Source organism: Flavobacterium turcicum, from assembly GCF_011365745.1.
GTDB classification, from domain to species: Bacteria; Bacteroidota; Bacteroidia; order Flavobacteriales; family Flavobacteriaceae; genus Flavobacterium; species Flavobacterium turcicum.
Genome location: NZ_JAAOBY010000001.1, coordinates 636,034 through 655,309, shown reverse-complemented (window position 1 = coordinate 655,309; position 19,276 = coordinate 636,034). Strand labels below are relative to the sequence as shown.

The 19,276-nt window shown below is 35.2% G+C and carries 9 protein-coding genes; 2 read left to right on the top strand and 7 right to left on the bottom strand.

From position 1 onward, the window contains the following. Positions 1-26: 26 nt before the first annotated feature. The 7 genes from G9Q29_RS02845 to G9Q29_RS02815 all read right to left on the bottom strand — a co-directional run bounded on the left by G9Q29_RS02845 (position 27) and on the right by G9Q29_RS02815 (position 16,125). Entirely contained in the window at positions 27-944 is a 918-nt protein-coding gene (locus G9Q29_RS02845) for a hypothetical protein (protein ID WP_166133075.1), read from the bottom strand. Further along, a complete protein-coding gene (locus tag G9Q29_RS02840; RefSeq protein WP_166133073.1) occupies positions 944-2,329 on the bottom strand; it encodes a vanadium-dependent haloperoxidase in 1,386 nt (461 codons plus the stop codon). Before G9Q29_RS02840 ends, G9Q29_RS02845 begins: the two co-directional genes overlap by 1 nt. A 4-nt stretch (positions 2,330-2,333) precedes the next feature. Continuing rightward, on the bottom strand, positions 2,334-5,594 hold the full coding sequence (locus G9Q29_RS02835; RefSeq protein ID WP_166133071.1) for a VCBS repeat-containing protein: 3,261 nt from the start codon (positions 5,592-5,594) through the stop codon (positions 2,334-2,336). Continuing rightward, positions 5,587-8,919: a VCBS repeat-containing protein gene (locus tag G9Q29_RS02830; protein ID WP_225872875.1), complete on the bottom strand. Its 3,333-nt coding sequence runs from the start codon at positions 8,917-8,919 to the stop codon at positions 5,587-5,589. The genes G9Q29_RS02835 and G9Q29_RS02830 overlap by 8 nt, the downstream gene beginning before the upstream one ends. Before the next feature lie 142 nt (positions 8,920-9,061). Next, positions 9,062-10,582 carry a RagB/SusD family nutrient uptake outer membrane protein gene (locus tag G9Q29_RS02825; protein WP_166133069.1) on the bottom strand — a complete coding sequence of 507 codons (1,521 nt, stop codon included), beginning with the start codon at positions 10,580-10,582 and terminating at the stop codon, positions 9,062-9,064. An 11-nt stretch (positions 10,583-10,593) separates the two neighbouring features. Further along, entirely contained in the window at positions 10,594-13,563 is a 2,970-nt protein-coding gene (locus G9Q29_RS02820) for a SusC/RagA family TonB-linked outer membrane protein (RefSeq protein WP_225872874.1), read from the bottom strand. Between the two features lie 555 nt (positions 13,564-14,118). Beyond that, positions 14,119-16,125, bottom strand: coding sequence for a glycoside hydrolase family 65 protein (locus G9Q29_RS02815; RefSeq protein ID WP_166133067.1), 2,007 nt, complete (start codon positions 16,123-16,125; stop codon positions 14,119-14,121). A gap of 195 nt (positions 16,126-16,320) precedes the next feature. Here G9Q29_RS02815 and G9Q29_RS02810 point away from each other — a divergent pair, with 195 nt between their 5' ends. Both G9Q29_RS02810 and G9Q29_RS02805 read left to right on the top strand, forming a co-directional pair. Continuing rightward, positions 16,321-17,910 carry a glycoside hydrolase family 32 protein gene (locus tag G9Q29_RS02810; RefSeq protein ID WP_166133065.1) on the top strand — a complete coding sequence of 530 codons (1,590 nt, stop codon included), beginning with the start codon at positions 16,321-16,323 and terminating at the stop codon, positions 17,908-17,910. A 42-nt stretch (positions 17,911-17,952) separates the two neighbouring features. Beyond that, a complete protein-coding gene (locus G9Q29_RS02805; protein ID WP_166133063.1) occupies positions 17,953-19,275 on the top strand; it encodes a sugar porter family MFS transporter in 1,323 nt (440 codons plus the stop codon). Position 19,276 lies beyond the last annotated feature (1 nt).

The following is a 19,276-nucleotide window of genomic DNA, read 5'->3' as shown; positions in this document are numbered from 1 at the left end:
TGTTTAAAAAACGCAGAAAAATTGCTTTATTTTTTTTGAAATGGAATTATGACTTTTGTTTCCCATTCTAGCTCTTCGCCACCGTTGAAAGGATTGGCTAAAAAATGCTCCAAAACACGATGTTCTAGCTGTAAATTATTTCGTTCTGCATAGTCTTGCAAGGCAAACCAAGCGCGATCTGATGTTCTGAAATTACCATAATATGTTGCTTTTAAACCTTTAATCACCGGCAAGGTCTTAAATTTAACTACAGCATCTGGAATTATCTTAGTGTTTTTTGCTATCGGAAAGCAATAATTAAACTCGAGAGTTTCTTTTTCTTGATCCCAATTGGTTACCTCAACGTAAGGTCTTCCTGTTATCTTAATTTTGTTCGAGTATAGAAACCCAGTTATAATCGCATCATTAGCAATCATAGTTTGGGCTTTTTCCTGCATCACACTTTTAAGAGAAATGTATGCAACAAATTCCTCATCAGAATTCCCAGGTCCTTCTATTTTAACTTTGAATTTTTTTAGATGTTCATCAAGGCCTTTCTTAAAATCAGTGATTTTTTCCAACTGCTCTTTTTTGAAATCAGTTTCGAAAAAAGGAACTGTCAATTTATTGTACCAACTCTGTTTTGTATCTGATATACCAACGTTGACCGTTACAACCGAATCATTTTTCGAAATTACTTCCCAATCATAGATTAATTGTTTTTCACCTTGGGTTAAGGTATAACTTACTTCAGACAGGCCACTTTTTTGGGTTAATACATATTTCACTCCTTCTTTTTGTTCTCGAATGGCCGTCCATTCTTTAATTCCTTGCTGTACTGTTGCTCTTGCGGCTTGCACTTTAAAGTGAATGGTGTAATCTGATTGTTTAATTAAAAAGTACCATCCTAAAAAAACAGAGAGAAGTACAGTAAATCCAACCAAAATTTTCTTCTTAATGTTCATTATTTTGTCTTCATTTTTAATTTACCAGTAATAAAATCTCCAATATTTTTACCTTGAACTACTCCGTTTTCAATGGCCGCACGATAATGAATTCCGCCATATAATCTACTAATAGAAGCTTCGTCTGCAGCTTGTTGAAATGATTTAAAGGAGCGCTTAGGCAAGCCAAAAGGAACTTCAGAATCATCAACATAACTAAAATTATCCCCAAAAATAGAAGTCAAAATTATAGCAGAGCATGACGAAACAACTGAGTGACCGCTAGTATACTCCGGAAAAGGAGGCGTTTGTAGTTGCGGACGCCAATTTTCATCGATGTTTTGATTGATGTACGTTTCTGGACGAATCACATTGCTACGGTACTTTTCGTTCCAACAGCTAATAAAACTTTCAAAAATACCAATAGACGCCTTTGTGTAAGCAAAAACAGAAGTTTCAAAATTAGCCTTGGTCTTTTTTAAAGCAATTTTGGTAATGTTAATCCAATGCGCATCCGGTGTGTTTTTCTTTTTGGCAAACATCATGTGACCTTGCACCACTGTTGCATACGGATTACAATCCCAAAAGGAAGCAATGCTAGACTCTTCTGGAATCACTCCTTTTCTGTTTTTTTCAATGGCAAGTAATTTTTCAGAAATTGTATTTCCTATTTGGTACGTTTCTAAAGCATCTTTGTAAAAAGCAGAATTTTTATCCGTTGAAAAAGGATATGGCGCTTTTGGCTTGAATTGCGCCGCAGAATCCATTACTAAAGTTCTTATTTCACCCCAATGTGGCTCCACTCCATCCATATACGATGGCGGTGTAGGTTGCCAACGACCCGGCTCATCTGCATTTACTGAATACTTAGAAAAAGTTCTCGTTTGTTTGTAATTGTCTTTGGCCATCCAAGCGGCAATACGATCTACGACCTTCAAGGCATAGGTTTTAGAAGCTTCAAACTCTTCGGAATTTTCATCACTCCATTTAGAATACAAACTGTCGCGGTATTTTTCGAGTGCTTCTTCAGAAAAAATCAATTGCTTGCTCACCTCCATGTGCGCAATTATGGCTGCCAAGTTTTTGTTGACACCACTTTTTGGATCTAAAACTGGGATTGAATCAAGACCATTTAACTGCCCTTGTAAACTTGTATAATTGCTATTGTTTTGCGCTATAATTTCATAAGCAGCCACGTTTGGGTACACATAAATACGACTAGCTACAGGTGGTGAAAAGATATCATGAACCATGATACCTGTCACGGTATCGACCGCTGCACAAAAATCATCGGTGGTAACTTCTATATTTTCTTTTTTCTTGCAAGAACTTAAAGCTGTTAAAAAAACAACTAGTCCAATCATTATGGATTTGCTTCGAGATATAATAAATTGTTGTTGTTCCATTATTTTAATTTTTTAATAAAGGCAATTGATATACGGCTGCTTTTGTATTCGTACTAGTAACCACAAGATATTTTTTCCCTTTAACCGTAATCATATCCAAGTGTCTCACTGCTTTTTTAGTCAAATCAATTCCAATTTGATGGCCTAAGAAAATAGTTTTATCGCTTTTAATCAATGCTCCAGAAAAACCATCAAACCTACTGTGATACGGTGTCACTCCAAAATAATTTCCTGCGGCAAATACAGCCGGTTTAGAGCTAAAATCAAACTTAGCTTTTACAAAAGTAGTTATTGGAGCTACTTGCATTTTATTGGCAAAAGAAACAAAAATAAACTTGCCTTTGTCATTTCTGAGATAGCCAGATTTTAAATTATGCACTTCAAACAAAGCACCATTTGCTAACATTTTAGGATCAAAAATTTCCTCAACTGTTTTTCCTGCAAATGATTTGTAGGTATTAAATTTCTTTTTAAGCATTCCACTAAATTGCTCTACCAATTCATCTAAACCATGTGTAGTGTAGTATTTACCATTTTTTTCGATGGTTACAATAGTTTCGTAGGTACCATTTTTATCAAAATCATCGTAGTACATTTTCATTGGGAAAGTAGTCGAAGCTTTGAACTTAGAATTCAATCCCCAATTCCCTACCAAATAATCCAAATCGCCATCGTGATCAATATCAAACGGTATAATTGCCTGCCACAAGCCGTTGTTTTTTTCAGGAAAAACCGTTTCGGTTACATTCGTGAATTTTCCGTTTTTATTGGCTAAAAAAGTTGGTTTCATGAATTCGCCCACAACGATAATATCTGTTGTCCCATCAGCATTAAAGTCCGTAAAAACAGCTGCTGTAACCATTCCGATTTTCTCAAATGCTTGATTTTTCACTACTGTAAAAACTCCTTTATTATTGTTTAACAAATAACAATCAGGCATCGAGCCAAACCTATTGGTAACCGAGTTGTTACCTATAAAAACATCCAAATCACCATCTTTATCATAATCAAAAACCTGAACTGTTGAAGCATTCTGCGCTAGTTTTGGAAGTGATGCAGCACTAAATTGTTTGTCATCATTAAAGTACAAACGGTCTTGCAAATCAGAGGCGTTTTCACCGCTGCCTGAAACAACAAATAAATCATTGATTTTGTCTTGATTAAAGTCGCCAATAACTGCCGAAGCATCTTCATAAATAGAATCTTTTGCTAGTAACTTGTCTTGCTTCAGAGCGAAACCATTTGCATTTTGGAAATAAACCGCAGCTTGTTTTCCTTTGGCACCACCAAAGAAAATATCATCAAGTCCGTCTCCGTTTAAATCGCCTACGGCCGTTGCAGCACCACGATCAGAGCGTTGAAAAGGCATTAACTTTTGTACCAAAACATCGATGTAATCATTTTCTTGTTGCAAATGATTAATACCTAAATTACCATCTACTTTCTTAAAAATAGGCAGTACAGTCGGTTGTAATTTCGAGTAATTGAACGCACGTCTGTCTTTATTGGCAGTAATAGCAAGGCTTTGATTCACTTTAACATTTTTAAGAGTTTGATACGTTTTATCAGGCCAAATAACTACTAACGAATCTATACTCTTTTCAGTTCCTAATCCAAAATGTATCGCAGGTTCTGAGGATGACTGAAATCCGCGCGTAGTTTGTAACTCTTTAAATTGTTTTTTACCCTTGTTGTAGACCACTACTTTAGCTCCTATTCCAAAAGAGTTTTTACCCACAAAACGTAATTTCACTTTTAAATAATTGGCTTTAGAATTAGTCGAATTGATATAAAGCGATGCAACGGCGTTGGTATTATTAGTTACAATATCTAAATCTCCATCATTATCAAGATCTGCATAACCGCTTCCGTTCGAAATAATTGAATCGTTTTCTATCCAATCCTGAGATCTATTTTTGTATTGCAAATCAGCAGCACCTTGAAAAACGTAATTAGTTACATTGCCACTAGGCATGCGCTTAAGAGCTTCCTTATCCAATAATTTAGTCGAGGTTATTTTTTTCTTGATTTGATCGTTCGAGTAATATTTTACATAATCTAAGTCATTTGGTCGCTTTGGGATACCATTACTGATAAAAATATCTTGTTCGCCATCTTGATCATAATCGCCAAAAAGCGTGCTCCAACTCCAATCGGTTGCCGCTATCCCGCTCAGTAAAGCCGTCTCAGTAAAATGTTTTCCTGCTTGATTTATTTGCAACATGTTGCGCGCATACTGATTGTGATAACCCAATTTTTCTGTTCGTAACTTTAGCATTTGCATATTGTCATCACCTAAGGATGCTTTGAGGACTTTTTCGTCGTCTGCCAACATATCTAAACTTAGAATATCTGGAAATCCGTCGTGGTTTACATCGGCAACATCAATACCCATTGAGAAACGACTGGTATGTCCAAAAAACTGTTTGAGACTCTCGGTAAAAGTACCATCACCATTGTTCAAATAGTAATAATCGTCTTCATGAAAATCGTTACCCACATAAATATCTGGATAACCATCTAAATTAAAATCGGCAACAGCTAGACCCAATCCATAACCGTTTGCGCCACCAAAAATTCCCGCTTGTTCACTTACATCAACAAACTTACCGTTGTCATTTCGGAATAATTTATCGCCTGATTCGTAACTTCTGTTTTTGCGTGTTTCGGCTTTACCAAAAGAAAGTTCACTGTGCACCGCATGATTGAGCAGGTACATATCGAGATCGCCATCCAAATCATAATCAAGAAAAGCGGCAGACGAACTGTAATTATCTAAATCTAAGCGGTATTGTGCGGCACTTTCTGTAAAAGTATTGTCTTTATTATTGATGAACAATTCGTTTTGACCTTCAAAACCATTGATACCAACAACCGCACATACATAAATATCCAAATAACCATCGCCATTCACATCGGCCATCACGGTACCCGTATTCCAATCGCTATTGCCTTCTACACCGGCTTTTTCAGAGATATCTTCAAACTTATTTTTTCCTTTGTTAAGATAGAGTTTGTTTTTTCCTTGGTTTGATGTAAAATAAATATCGACTAATCCGTCGTTATTAATATCTCCTAAAGCTACACCGCCGCCGTTGTAGTAATATAAGTAGTCTAAAATGGAGATATTTTTCGACGGTATCAATTCGTTTTTAAAAGCAATATTGCTCTCTTCTGCTGGCAATTTATCAAATAACTGCCCCTCTTTTTTAGTGCAACTCACAACTAAAAGTGATGCAATGGCGAGTCTAAAAATATTATTCATTGAGTTTAAAAAGTTTTGGAACATCATTGTTAATAGCTGCTAACAGAAACGTTTTTTTATTTTTATTTTTTATCAGTTGTATCTTTTTGATTTCGCCACGAACAAAAAATCCAGATGCAGCACTATTACTGTTAGTAAAAGTTCCTTTTTTAGACCCTAAAAGAACACTACCATAATTAGAGTCAAGTCTGCCATATTGCGGTTTAAACTCGTATTGGTTTCCTCCCAAGACAAGATCGAGATAACCATCGTTGTTTACATCCATAGTTGCAATGGTATTCACTGATGAAAATTGAACTTGAGCAGGCAATGCGGTAACTACAAATTTTCCGTTTCCGGTATTAATTGCAACACAACTTTCTTGATAGGCAACCGTTTTTTGAATCGAATTTTCAACGATCTCTTTGCTAAATAAATCTTGAAAAGTTTTCGTGGCATAAGCTGAATAACTTAAATTTTTCTTTTTGATAGACGGAATTTGCTTCGCCAACTCTTGTTTTAAGTTGATCGGTAAATCTTTGCCATTAATGGATCGAGTTGCAATTTGTTCGATGGTACCGTTATTATCAAAATCGTTGGTAAATAATTTTAACGGATTGTCTTGACTTGGTTTGTAAGAGGTATTGATTCCCTTATTACCAAGCACTAAATCTTTTTTACCATCATTATTTAAATCAACACAGGCTACCGAATTCCAAAATCCAGTGTAGGTAGATAAATTTGATTTAAATTCTACCAAACGGCGGCCGTTATTTTTAAAAATCATTGGTGCAGTCCAATCACCTACTAAAATCAAGTCTTTTTTAGAATCGTTGTCGATGTCTTCCCAAATGGCATCGGTGATCATTCCGAAGTTATTAATTTTAAAAGCTTTTTTATCTATCACATTAGTGAAATTACCTTTACCGTCATTTTCTAAAAGTAAATGTTTAGGATCAATACCATACACACCAGGTACGCTTCGGCTACCAATAAAAACATCGGTATCGCCATCTTGATCAAAATCGTAAGCCGCAATTACAGCAACGTTATTGGAAGTAGTAGGAATTATAGTTTTACTGCGAGTAAAAACTCCTTTACCATTGTTCAAATACAATCTGTTCTTGTAATTGGCTTGATCTGCTTTTTCGTTTCCGCCAGAGCCAACTAATAAATCAACATCACCATCATTATCAGCATCAAAAAAACTTGCGGCAGTATCTTCAAAAGCAGCATCGAGGTCTAACTCTTTTTGTGAAAAAATTTTAAAATTACCATTTCCGATATTTAGGTATATTTTACCCGATTGTCCTTTGGCACCACCAATAAAAACATCGTCATTTCCGTCGCCATTGATATCAGCCACACACATCGAAGGCCCTTCTTGCGATAGCATTTTCGAGACTAAACCTTCATAATCAAAATCGATAAAATTATTTTCTTTGTGTGCAACAAAAGAAGAATTAACCGCTGAAAATTGAGTTTTTTGATTGATTATTTTAGGTGAAAAATTGCCTTTTGCTTTAGCAATATCTAAATTCAAAACCCCATTTTTAACAATCTTTTTGACGGTTTCTGTTGTTCCATTTGGCCAAATAACACGCAAGGAATCAATTTTTTTATCACCAATTCCGAATGTCATTGTGTAATCAATTGACGATTGAAAACCTCGAGACGGAATCAGCTCTTGTCTAATAATTTCAGATCCTGTAAAAAGCTCCACCACACTACCAACTGCAAAAGTATTTTGACTGTTACCTTTTAGTTTCACTTTTACATATTGGTTTTTGGCATTTTTCTCCGAATTGTTTCGGTACACAAACGACTCCATGTTCACATTGTTGACCACCAAATCAAGATCTCCATCATTGTCGAGATCAGCATAGGCCGCACCATTAGAAAAACTTGGCGTATCCAAACCCCAATCTGTAGCCTGATTGCTAAAGGTTAAATTTTTATTGTTTTTGTACGCATAATTAGCAATAGGAGTACTTGGCATTTTACTAATTATGGTTTGAATTTCTTCTTTTTTTCCTGTAACCACCATTTTTTGCATGAACTCATTTGCAAAAAAATCAACAAAATCCTGATTAGTCAAGTCATTGTAAATACCATTACAGACAAAAATATCCTTGTATCCATCATTATCCATGTCAAATAGTAATGCACCCCAACTCCAATCGGTTTTTGCTACTCCTGCGTAATTGGCAATTTCTAAAAACTGATTTTCCCCATTGTTAATTTGCAAGGTATTTTGCATGTATTGGGTATAAAAATCTAAATTTATTTTACGAACAAATAAATCATAATTTTCAAAATTGGTTGTAGTTTTTAAACGCTCGTCAGGTTCTGGCAGCATATCGGTAACAAAAATATCGGCTTTACCGTCATTGTTTATGTCGGCCATATCAGCTCCCATTGAAGATTGACTAATGTGCGAAGTCCACCCTTTAATTTCCTCGGTAAAAGTTCCGTTTTTATTATTGATATACAGATAATCTCTCTCGTAAAAATCATTAGAAACATAAATATCTGGATATAAATCTCCGTTTACATCACCAACAGTAACCCCTAATCCAAATCCAATAAGACTGCCGTAAATGCCAGAAGCAGCACTTACATCAGTAAATTTTCCGTTATCGTTACGCAATAATTTGTCTCCACCACCTTTTAAAATTTCAGCAACATCCCAATCTTTATCACGTAATTCCCTTTTATTTGAATAATTCAAACTACTTACTGGTATAAAACTATTGTTTAAGATATACACATCGAGATCTCCATCTTTATCATAGTCAAAAAAAGCTGCATGGGTTGTAATTCCGGTATCGGCTAAATTGTATTCGGATGCTTTCTCCGTAAATGTTCCGTTTCTGTTGTTAATAAAAAGTTCATTTTTTTGTTGATCGCCTAAGCTATTTCCAGCATTACAAACGTAAATATCTAAAAACCCATCTGCATTTAAATCTACCATAACAACACCCGTAGACCAAGACTTACCCCCTTCAACACCTGCCTTTTTGGAAATGTCTTCAAACTTGAAATTTCCTTTGTTCAAATAAAGTTTATTAGCGCCAAGATTCGAGGTGAAATAAACATCCGGAAGCCCATCATTATTTATATCACCAATTGCAACACCTCCGCCATTATAGAAATTACGGTATTTAAAGATATTCATATCGGCTCCATTCTTTACATCATTAAGAAATGAAATTCCTGTTTCTGAGCTACTCAACTTAGTGAACAACAACCCTTCTTCACCTTGCTTCTTACCGGAACAATTTAAAAAAGTAACAGCGAGAATACAGCTTACAACTAAGCGCTTTAACATAATTGGATTTGACATTGAATTAGAAAATTGTAAGTATTAGAATTGCCTAATTTATATATTATTAGAATAAAAATGAATAAAATAATAAAAAAATAAAGAGGGTAATAAATACCCTCTTTATGACTAACTCAAAAAAATAATTAATTATAAACAACTCTTAATATCCAGGGTTTTGTTTCAAATTAGCATTGAACAAAGCATCCGCTGGGATAGGGAATAAAACATATCTCTTATCAGAAACATAAGGTTTTAAAGCTCTAGCCTCTAAGAATTTCCCAAAACGAATCATGTCGTTTCTTCTCCACCCTTCGTACCAAAGTTCTTTACCTCTCTCTGTGTAAATGGCATCTAAAGTTGTTGGTACAGTACCTGCAACATTAGTTCTTGAAACCAACTGAGCAAATTTAGCAGCATCATTAACACCAGTTCCTCCTCGCAAAATCGCCTCTGCTTTCATTAATAACGCATCTGAATAACGCATCAAAACATAATCGTTTTCCGGTGTTCCTAAATTATCAGCATCTGGGATGTATTTTTGGCTTCTAATACCAGCTGTTTCGAGTGTATTTCCGCCTGTTATCAGTGTTAATGCAGGAGTAAAAACAAGTGCATTACCTTTTCTGTCTTTCAACGCTTCTGTCCCACCTGGTTTAAACATTTGTCCTACTTGGAAACCTACGTTGTTACCAAATGCACTAATGATTGCAGGGTCAGCATTTTTAATACGTCTATCGTTTGGATTAAATTTGTTGTAGTACTCAGCTACTGTAGAGAAACCATTCCATCCGTCTGGAGTTTGGTTATAGTGCATAGACATTCTCCAACGAGACTGAATTCCTCCACCTTGACCTCCTCTTATATTTTTAGACGAAAACAAAATTTCAGGAGAGGTGTTGTTCGTAGGCTTAAAGTTATCCCAATAATCTGCAGAAAGATTACCAGTAATCGCGTTTACATGCGTTACCACTTTAGTCATATCAGCTGGATCAAAAGTGTATGGTCCTGCTGCGTCTGCTGCATTGAACACACCTTTATTTAAATACAATTTAGCTAAAAGGAAATGACCCGCATCTGCGTTCGCTATACTTGCATCACCAGCTACTCGTGCTGGTAGATTAGTGATAATTGCTTCCATTTCACTGATTACAAAAGCTGTCGCTTCTTGTCTAGTCCAAACTTTTGGATCTTCTTCAAGTGAACTTCCTGCCTCTCTGTAAGGAACTTGCCCAAACAAATCAATCGCGTGGTAGTAATAAAAAGCTCTTAAAAAACGTGCTTGTGTAATTTGAGCAGCGGTTCCGTTTTGAACGACAATATTACAGTTGTATACTTGCGACAGTAAAGAATTCCAAGCGTTTCTGATTTCAATGTTATCAGGAGCCCATGTATGTGTATGCAGCTGTCTCCATTTTGCATTATCATCCCAGTCACCACCTCTTGTTGGCCCCACTAAAGCATCAGTTGACATTTCACCTAATGCGAACATTTTGTCTTGATCCTGAAACCCTCTCAATCCCTCATAGGCACTTACCAATAATGCTGCAGAATTCACTGATGAGCTACCAGTGTTATTCAGCACAACACCATCCAATACCTCCTCATCTAGATTAGTACAACTTACTCCTAGAATAACAGTACTAGTAAACAAGATGCTTTTAATAATATTTATTCTTCTCATTGTTATGTTAATTAAAATGTTACGTTAAGTCCAAGTGATACACTTCTATCTCTTGGGTATGATAAATACTCCATACCTGCAGAAGGTACTCCGTTTAATGATTTATCAGTATCTACCTCTGGATCAGTACCTGAGTAGCTAGTGATTATGAATAAGTTAGAAGCATTTACAAAGAAACGAGCCGATTTGATTTTAAATCTTTCTAAAGAATTAACAGTATATCCAAATGTCAAATTACCCATTCTTAAGAAATCACCTCTTTCTAAGTACTTAGTTGATGGAGAGTTAGGATCTCCTTGAGCTTGAGGAGAAGTAGCTGCCTCTAAAGTTGTATTTCTTCCTCCCAAGAATGCACCTTTAAAGAAGTAAGCATTCGTTGTATTATTATAAATATAATGACCAAATGCACCGTAAAAAGAAGCACTCATATCAAAATTTTTGTATGCTAAACTTGTAGTAAAACCAACGTTGATTTTAGGTAATGGTTGTTTGTCTAATAATTTTTTAGCCGCTGTACCTAAACCAGTATCATTACCTGCAGCATCTGCATAGATTGAATTTCCATCTGCATCATATCCTCTCCACTCATACAAAAAGTAAGTGTAAGCAGGCTGGTTGTTTGTAATTACCTGAGCATATGCATCTGTTAAACCTTGTCCGTTTAATCCACCTGTTTGAATAAATCCTGCAAAGTTTTCAACTTTATTAGTTAAGAAAGATGCATTTCCAGAAACATCCCAAGTTAAATCTTCAGTATCGATTACTTTGTAATTCAATGATACTTCAACTCCTTTATTGATTAAGTTACCAGGTAAGTTTTTAAAACGAGGTGATGGTGGTCCTGGTTGCGTTGCTGCTGCTGGCACAGGGAAAATCAAATCTTTGGTATCTCTTTGAAAGTAATCAACAGAACCTGTTAATTTATTTTTCAACAATTCAAAATCAGCTCCTACACCATATGATTTAGTAGTTTCCCACTTCAAATCAGCATTTGAGTTGGTATCGATATTTAAGTTACCATTGTTACCATATGATGCTCTAGCAATTGCAGAGTTTGGCGCAAACTCTTGGTTACCAGTAATACCGTAGTTTCCTCTAATTTTGAAACTGTTTAACAAACCTTCTTTATCTTCAACAACTTTGTAAGCAACACCTACAGATGGGAAATAATCATACTTGTTGTTTACTCCTAACTTAGTTGATCCGTCAGAACGTAAAGTACCTGTAAGAATTAATTTTTTGTACAATGTAGCATTTACCCTTGCGAAGTACGATTGTAATTCTACTCTATTTCTGAAAGATGAAACTCTGAATTCATTTTGCAAACCTCCTTCAATGTTATCGATTAAGTTTGTTTGGTTCACATCATATCCTTTGCCGCTTGCTGAATTTCCATCTGCATGGTAATCATAGTAAGAGTAACCAACCAATGCATCTAAGTTAAAATTGTCACCGAAATCATTGTTATAGTTCAATGTATGCTCGAAAGTTTTGTTGAACTTGTTTTGATTATTGATATTTGCTGTTCCAAATTTAACTTCACTTGATCCTGGAACATTTGCCTGAAATTGAGCACCTGAGATTTCAATTGTTGGCAACAATTGGCTTTTTCTACTTGAATTTGATGTCTCAATACCAAATAAGAATTGATACTTCAATTTACTGTTAATTTTCCAGGTTGTATTAATGCTTCCTAGTAACTTATTAGTATTCGTATAATCAGTATAAGAATCTAAGAGTTGAACTGGATTCAAATAATCATCCCCAACAACATTAAAAGAACCATCTGCATTTCTAATTGGCAAGGTAGGATTCCAATACAAAGCTGTACCAATTACGTTACCTATAAATCCTGCATTATTAGACAAAAGTGTAGCTTGATCTCTTAATGAAGAATAGATAATTCTTGATTCAACTTTTACAGCACCGTTAAACAAATCATTTGAATTGTAAAACGAGGCAGTATATCTGTCTAAACCTGTATTTTTTACGATACCATCAGTGTTTGATGCACCAAAAGAGATTCTTGTATTTGAGTTCTCTGTAGATTTTGTAAAGGACAAATCGTGATTTTGCGAAAATCCATTTCTAAGCACAGCATCTTTCCAGTTATATGTTCTAGAACCTCTGTCATCTCCACCTGCATCAGCAAATTGTTGCCCACTCATTACATCTAATTTTCCAGACATTTTACTGAATTGGAATGAAGTACTGTATGTTAATGAAGGAACGTTAGATTTTCCTTTTTTAGTTGTAATAACGATAACTCCATTCGCTCCACGAGATCCGTAAATAGCAGTTGAAGAAGCATCCTTTAATACAGACATACTCTCAATATCATTTTGGTTGATAAAGTTTAATGGGTTTCTCGCAGATGAAGATCCTAATAAATCAGCACCACCTGCTGAAACATTTCCACCATCCAAAGGAACACCATCAACAACAATAAGTGGTCCGTTACCAGAACGAATAGAAGAATTACCACGAACTCTAATGGCTACGCCAGCACCTGGCTCACCACTTGACTGTGTTACTTGTACACCAGCTACTTTACCACGTAATAATTGTGCAGGAGATGGCGAGGCTACGTTATCAAAACTCTTGGAACTAATTTGATCTACTGCACCAGTTGCATCTTTCTTTTTAACAGATCCGTATCCTATTACAACAACTTCCTTCAACTCTGCCGAATCTTCTTTTAAAAGTACACTCACTGTACTTTTACCAGCTACATTTAATTCTTGCGTTTTAAGACCAATGTAACTAAAAATCAAAACTGCATTTGGCCCAACATTTTTGATAGTAAATTTTCCATCGAAATCAGTTTGAGCTCCGTTTTTTGTTCCTTTTACCAACACAGAAGCCCCTGGAAGAGGACCACTAGCGTCAGAAACTGTACCTGACACATCCTGAGCATAGGTCAAGCTTGTGCAAAGTATCGTCAGAAACAACATCAAGCCTTTAATTAGACTATTTTTCATACGTAATAAATAAGTTGGTTAATAATTTGTTTAAATGGTTTGTTTAATATTAGTTATCAAACATAATTATAATTTTATGATAAATTTAGGATTTACATAAACTATAACGTTTTCGTTAAGCCGAAAACGTTTTCGATTTTAAAATAGATACTGCAATAATTTAATACTAAAAATGAATAAAATATAAAAAATAACAGTAAAAAAAATCAATATTACTGATATTTTCTCTTTCAATAACAAAAAACGTTACACAAACTTCAAAAAAGGTTTCAGTTTTGCAAAATCATTGCGAATTATTCAAAAAAAAGAAGCTCAATTAATTACTAAAGAGAACCCCACCTTTTATAAGTATCAGTCGATAAAATGGTTAGAATTTAATAACCATCAAAAAACTACTAAAAATCACCGATTATCGTTTACCAATTACCGAATATTTCAAATGAGCCTCAAGTACTGCCAACAATCTTAGTTGGTGCAAAATATCGCCAAAAAAAAATACAACATTTCCCGCTTGGACAACGGAAAACATTGTATTTACAACAAAAAACAACAATTTTAATTAATCTTAATCGTTCTATTATCAGTACCCAAACCTATAATTGTTAAAGACTTCCATTGCTTGGGCAACAAACCTTTATTGTATTTAAAACCTGTATCCGTTTGCTCAACTCCTCCAAATCCAAAAATTACCGCTTGTAACATAGCTCCAGCACCAGTTGCAAAGTAAGGATTATTGCTATTTGCTGATTCAGAGAAAACTCCAAAAGGAGGGCGACTATTAGGCAAATATGATTTTACAAAATAATCATAGGCTTTTTCGCGGTTACCCAAGCGTGCGTACAAAACAGATAAGACTCCTGATGCCATTGCAGGACCACCTTTTTTATCAATTTTTTCTGCATAATACACTAAATCACGCTCTACTTGTTTTTTATCAGTAATAACATGTAAAGGATAGGCTAACAAGTTTACATCGGCTTGTTTTATCATTTGTCCATCATAACCGCTGTAATTTTGTGTAATACCATCTTTAGAATGAATTTTAAGTTTTTCGGCAACTGTTTCCCATTTTGGATCAATTAGTTCATTCAAAATTGTAGCTGCTTTAATAGTGTTTTTTAATGCTTCAATAGCTGCAGCATTTGTAAAAGCGTTGTCATCTACATGCTGTGCGTATTCATCAGCTCCTACTACATTTAGAATAGAAAAACTACCATCTACATTTTCACTTACGCGACTCACCCAAAAATCAGCAGTTTCTTTTAAGACTGCCCACTCCTTTTTCAACCAAATTTTATCCTGCGTTAAAGCATAATAATTCCAAAATGCAATAGTAACGTCAGCCGTAATATGTTGTTCAAAAATACCTGTTAAAGCCCAGGTTGGTGTAACTTCTTCGCCAGTATCATCGGATTCCCAAGGGTACATTGCGCCTTTGTACCCATAAATGAAAGCTTTTTGCTTGGCTTTTTCTAATCGATCTGAACGGTAATCTAGGCATGATTTAGCCAAATCGGGTTGCAATGCCAAAAGCGTTGGAAACATCCATAACTCAGTATCCCAAAAAATATGTCCGTTATAACCTTGTGATGACAAGCCCATGGGCGCAATACTTTGCCTTGTACCTGACCTTATAAATGAATACAAGTTGAACAAGGCAAAACGAACTCTTTGCTGCGCATCAAGATCTCCTTCAATTTGAATGTCTCCAGAATCCCAAAGTACTGACCACGCTTTTTGATGCTTGGCGACCAATTTATCAATTCCTTCTTGTAATGCATAAATAGGCTGTCTTTCAGATTCATTAACAGGATCTGTTACCTCTTTAGAAGTACAAATTCCTCCCGCCACGGCAAAACGATATTTTTGACCTTTACGTAATTTTGTAGTAAAACCAACTTCATTTCCAGTTTGCTGCAAATCTTCAACTTTTTGATCAAACAAAAAAGTTGTAGCTGCCGCTACAGTATATTTCCCCGTACGCGTTTTTGCAACGGTACTAAAAATTGGCATTCGATACTGATTATCTTTTAATATTCTGAACTGACTTTTTGCTTCTTTCAATTCTTCAGGAACAATCATATAATTGCTTGCTTTTAGATCTAAATCTTTAGAAGGAATGATTTCTACAATTGCCATTGCAGAAAAAGGAACTGCTCTATTGGCTAGAATTGTATAAGTAATTTGAGCCACATTATTAAAGGAGAAAGAAGTTGTGGATGTCCCATTTTTCATTGACACTACTTGCTTCCAATTATCGATTGTGCTTGATTGCACTTCTTTTTGATCTAAAAATAATCTGAGGTTCAAAAATTCAGTACCGCGAACAATTCTGCTAATCCCGTTTTCAGGACTGCCATCATAAACTCCATTCAAGATAATCTCTTTGGTTCGCAAAGGAGTATCGTCAGTTACAATTCCTATTTGTCCATTTGCCATTGCAACTCCAAAATAATTGTAGCGCGAAGTAGCTACTAAATTCCAATCATCACCTTGCGTTTGCGCAAAAGTAATAGTGGTTATAAAGAAAATGTAAAGTACCAACTGGCATCTTAAAATCATATGGTTTTATTTGCTATTTCACTCAAATTTAAAGAAAATAGGTTGCATTAAAATGAAACAAAACAGAAAGTAGCTCATAATTGAATCGAAAACGTTTTCGGCATTTGAAATCAAAATTAGCAAAGGAATATTTTAACATTTCCAAAATAGAATTCTATTTTTATACAAATACTTTAATTTTAAAACCAATTCATTATGAATACGATAACAGAAAAAGCAAGTCGAATACTGATCTTAAGCTGGTTAATTATTGCTTTTTCTTGTAGCAAAAATAATTCGGAAACAACTATCAATAGCGCTTCGGCCGAGGTGTTAAAAAGTGACGATTCAAAAAAATATAAAGAAACATATCGTCCACAATTTCATTTTTCACCAGAAAAAAAATGGATGAACGATCCAAATGGTTTAGTCTATTACAAAGGCGTTTACCACTTGTTTTATCAATATTATCCAGAGAATATCGTTTGGGGACCGATGCACTGGGGACATGCTACAAGTCCTGATTTAATAAACTGGAAACCCGAAAAAATAGCATTGTATCCTGACAAAAACGGACTTATATTTTCGGGCAGTGCTGTTATTGACACACAAAACAGCTCGGGCTTAGGCAGTATTCAAAACCCACCTATGATAGCTATTTTTACCTATCATGATATGGATGGAGAGAAAGCTGGTAAAACCGACTATCAAACACAAGGCTTGGCCTACAGCTTGGATGAAGGAAAATCATGGAAAAAATACAGTCAAAATCCAATTATTAAAAATCCAGGTTTAAAAGATTTTAGAGATCCAAAAGTGTTTTGGAATGCTGAAACGAAACTTTGGAATATGGCACTAGTTGCTGGCGATAGAGCACAATTTTATACCTCTAAAAATTTAATTCAATGGAATTTTGAAAGTGAATTTGGTTCAAATATGGGAGCGCATGGCGGAGTTTGGGAATGCCCTGATCTTTTTAAACTAAAGGTCAATGGAACAAATAAAGAAAAATGGGTTTTATTAATTAGTATCAATCCTGGAGCACCAAATGGTGGGTCAGGAACACAGTATTTTATAGGTGATTACGATGGAAAACGTTTTACGACCGATCAAAAAGATATAAAATGGGTGGATTGCGGAACTGATAATTATGCTGGTGTAACCTTCAACAATACACCAAATGGCGAACGTGTTTTTATAGGATGGATGAGCAATTGGTCCTATGCTCGCAATACTCCTACTAAAAACTGGAGAAGTGCTATGACTTTGCCTAGAACGCTCGCGTTAACAGAAACTAATGGAATTTACAATTTACAAAGCCAAGTTGTTCCGCAGTTAAAATCATCTGAAAAAGTAGCATTTGAAAGAGACAAAATGACGATTGAAAATGATAAACCACAAACTTTTACATACGCCTTGCTGAATCAATCTAAAATCGATTTTAAGGCAAAAAATGAGGATTTAAAACTAGTGTTCTCTAATGATTTAAAGGATTCTCTGGTGGTTTATTACGATGCGCAACTGAAAAACTTTACACTAGATCGACGAAACTCCGGACAAGTAAAATTTGAAAAATCGTTTGGAGCACAAAGCCAAAATACCAAAACACCATTACTGCAATCAAAGAATATTCACTATCAAATCTTTTTAGATTGGTCATCAATTGAACTTTTTCTAGGAGATGGAACCTACAGTTTTACCGCACAAATTTTCCCGAATCAGCCGTATACAAAACTGAGCATAAGCTCAAAGAACGATCAATGCTTAAAGGACTTCTCTATTTCAAAAATCAATAGTATTTGGTAACCTATACTTAAAAAAACACATTAATTTTTTAAAACTAAAAACATGAATCAAAAGAAAATCTTATACTGGTCTGTTATTGTTGCTTTTGCGGGATTCCTATTTGGCTTTGACACTGTTGTTATTTCGGGCGCTGATAAACAATTGCAGCAATTATGGGGTTCTAGTGACTTATTCCACGGTTTAGTTGTGATGTCATCAGCACTCTGGGGAACTGTAATTGGAGCTGTATTTGGGGCTTTTCCTACCAATATTTTGGGCAGAAAAAATACGCTGCTACTTATTGGTATATTATTTTTTGTTTCCTCTGTTGGAACTGCTTTTGCAAATGACCCATTTTTGTTTTCAATTTTTAGATTTTTAGGTGGTATTGGTATAGGAGCCTCAACTATTGCGGCGCCAACCTATGTTTCAGAAATTGCTCCTGCAAAGGATCGCGGAAAGTTGGTTGCGCTCTATCAATTCAATATCGTTTTTGGAATCTTAATTGCTTTTACATCCAACTATTACTTGCAAGATATTGGTGCCAATTCTTGGCGATGGATGCTGGGCATTCAATCTTTTCCTTCGCTGATTTATACATTGCTTATTTTTTGGATTCCTGAAAGTCCGCGTTGGATTTTAGAATATAAAAAGGACGTTAATAAAGCTCGAGCCATTTTAAAACAAATTTATACTGACGAGGCAGTTGCTACGGCCATTGATGCGATGGAAAAAGAAACTCAGCAAGAAGACAAAAACGAATCTATTTTTATGAAAAAATATAGAAAACCACTTCTACTAGCCTTCTTTATTGCTTTCTTTAATCAACTTTCAGGAATAAATGCATTCTTATATTATGCACCTCGAATATTTGAACTTGCCGGACTAGAAAAATCAGCTTCGTTTTTAAGCAGCATTGGAATTGGAATTATCAATTTAATATTTACCATGATAGGAATTGCTTTAATTGACCGTTTCGGAAGAAAAACACTCATGTACCTTGGCTCTGTAGGTTATATTATTTCACTAGGACTTGTTACTACTGCTTTCCATTACGAATGGAAAGGAATGGCTGTCCCGCTATTTTTCTTCCTATTTATCGCATCACATGCTATCGGGCAAGGGGCCGTAATTTGGGTTTTTATCTCTGAACTTTTTCCAAATAAATTGCGAGCGGCTGGAAGCTCTTTTGGTACATCAGTGCATTGGGTTTTGGCTGCTTTAATTCCGTCATTTATTCCTTTCTTATTTAAAGAAATAGGAACAACTACTGTTTTTGCAATCTTTTGTTTGATGATGGTACTACAACTCCTTTGGGTTTTTACGAAGATGCCCGAAACCAAAGGACGAACACTAGAAGAATTATCTGAAAGTTTATCAAAATAAT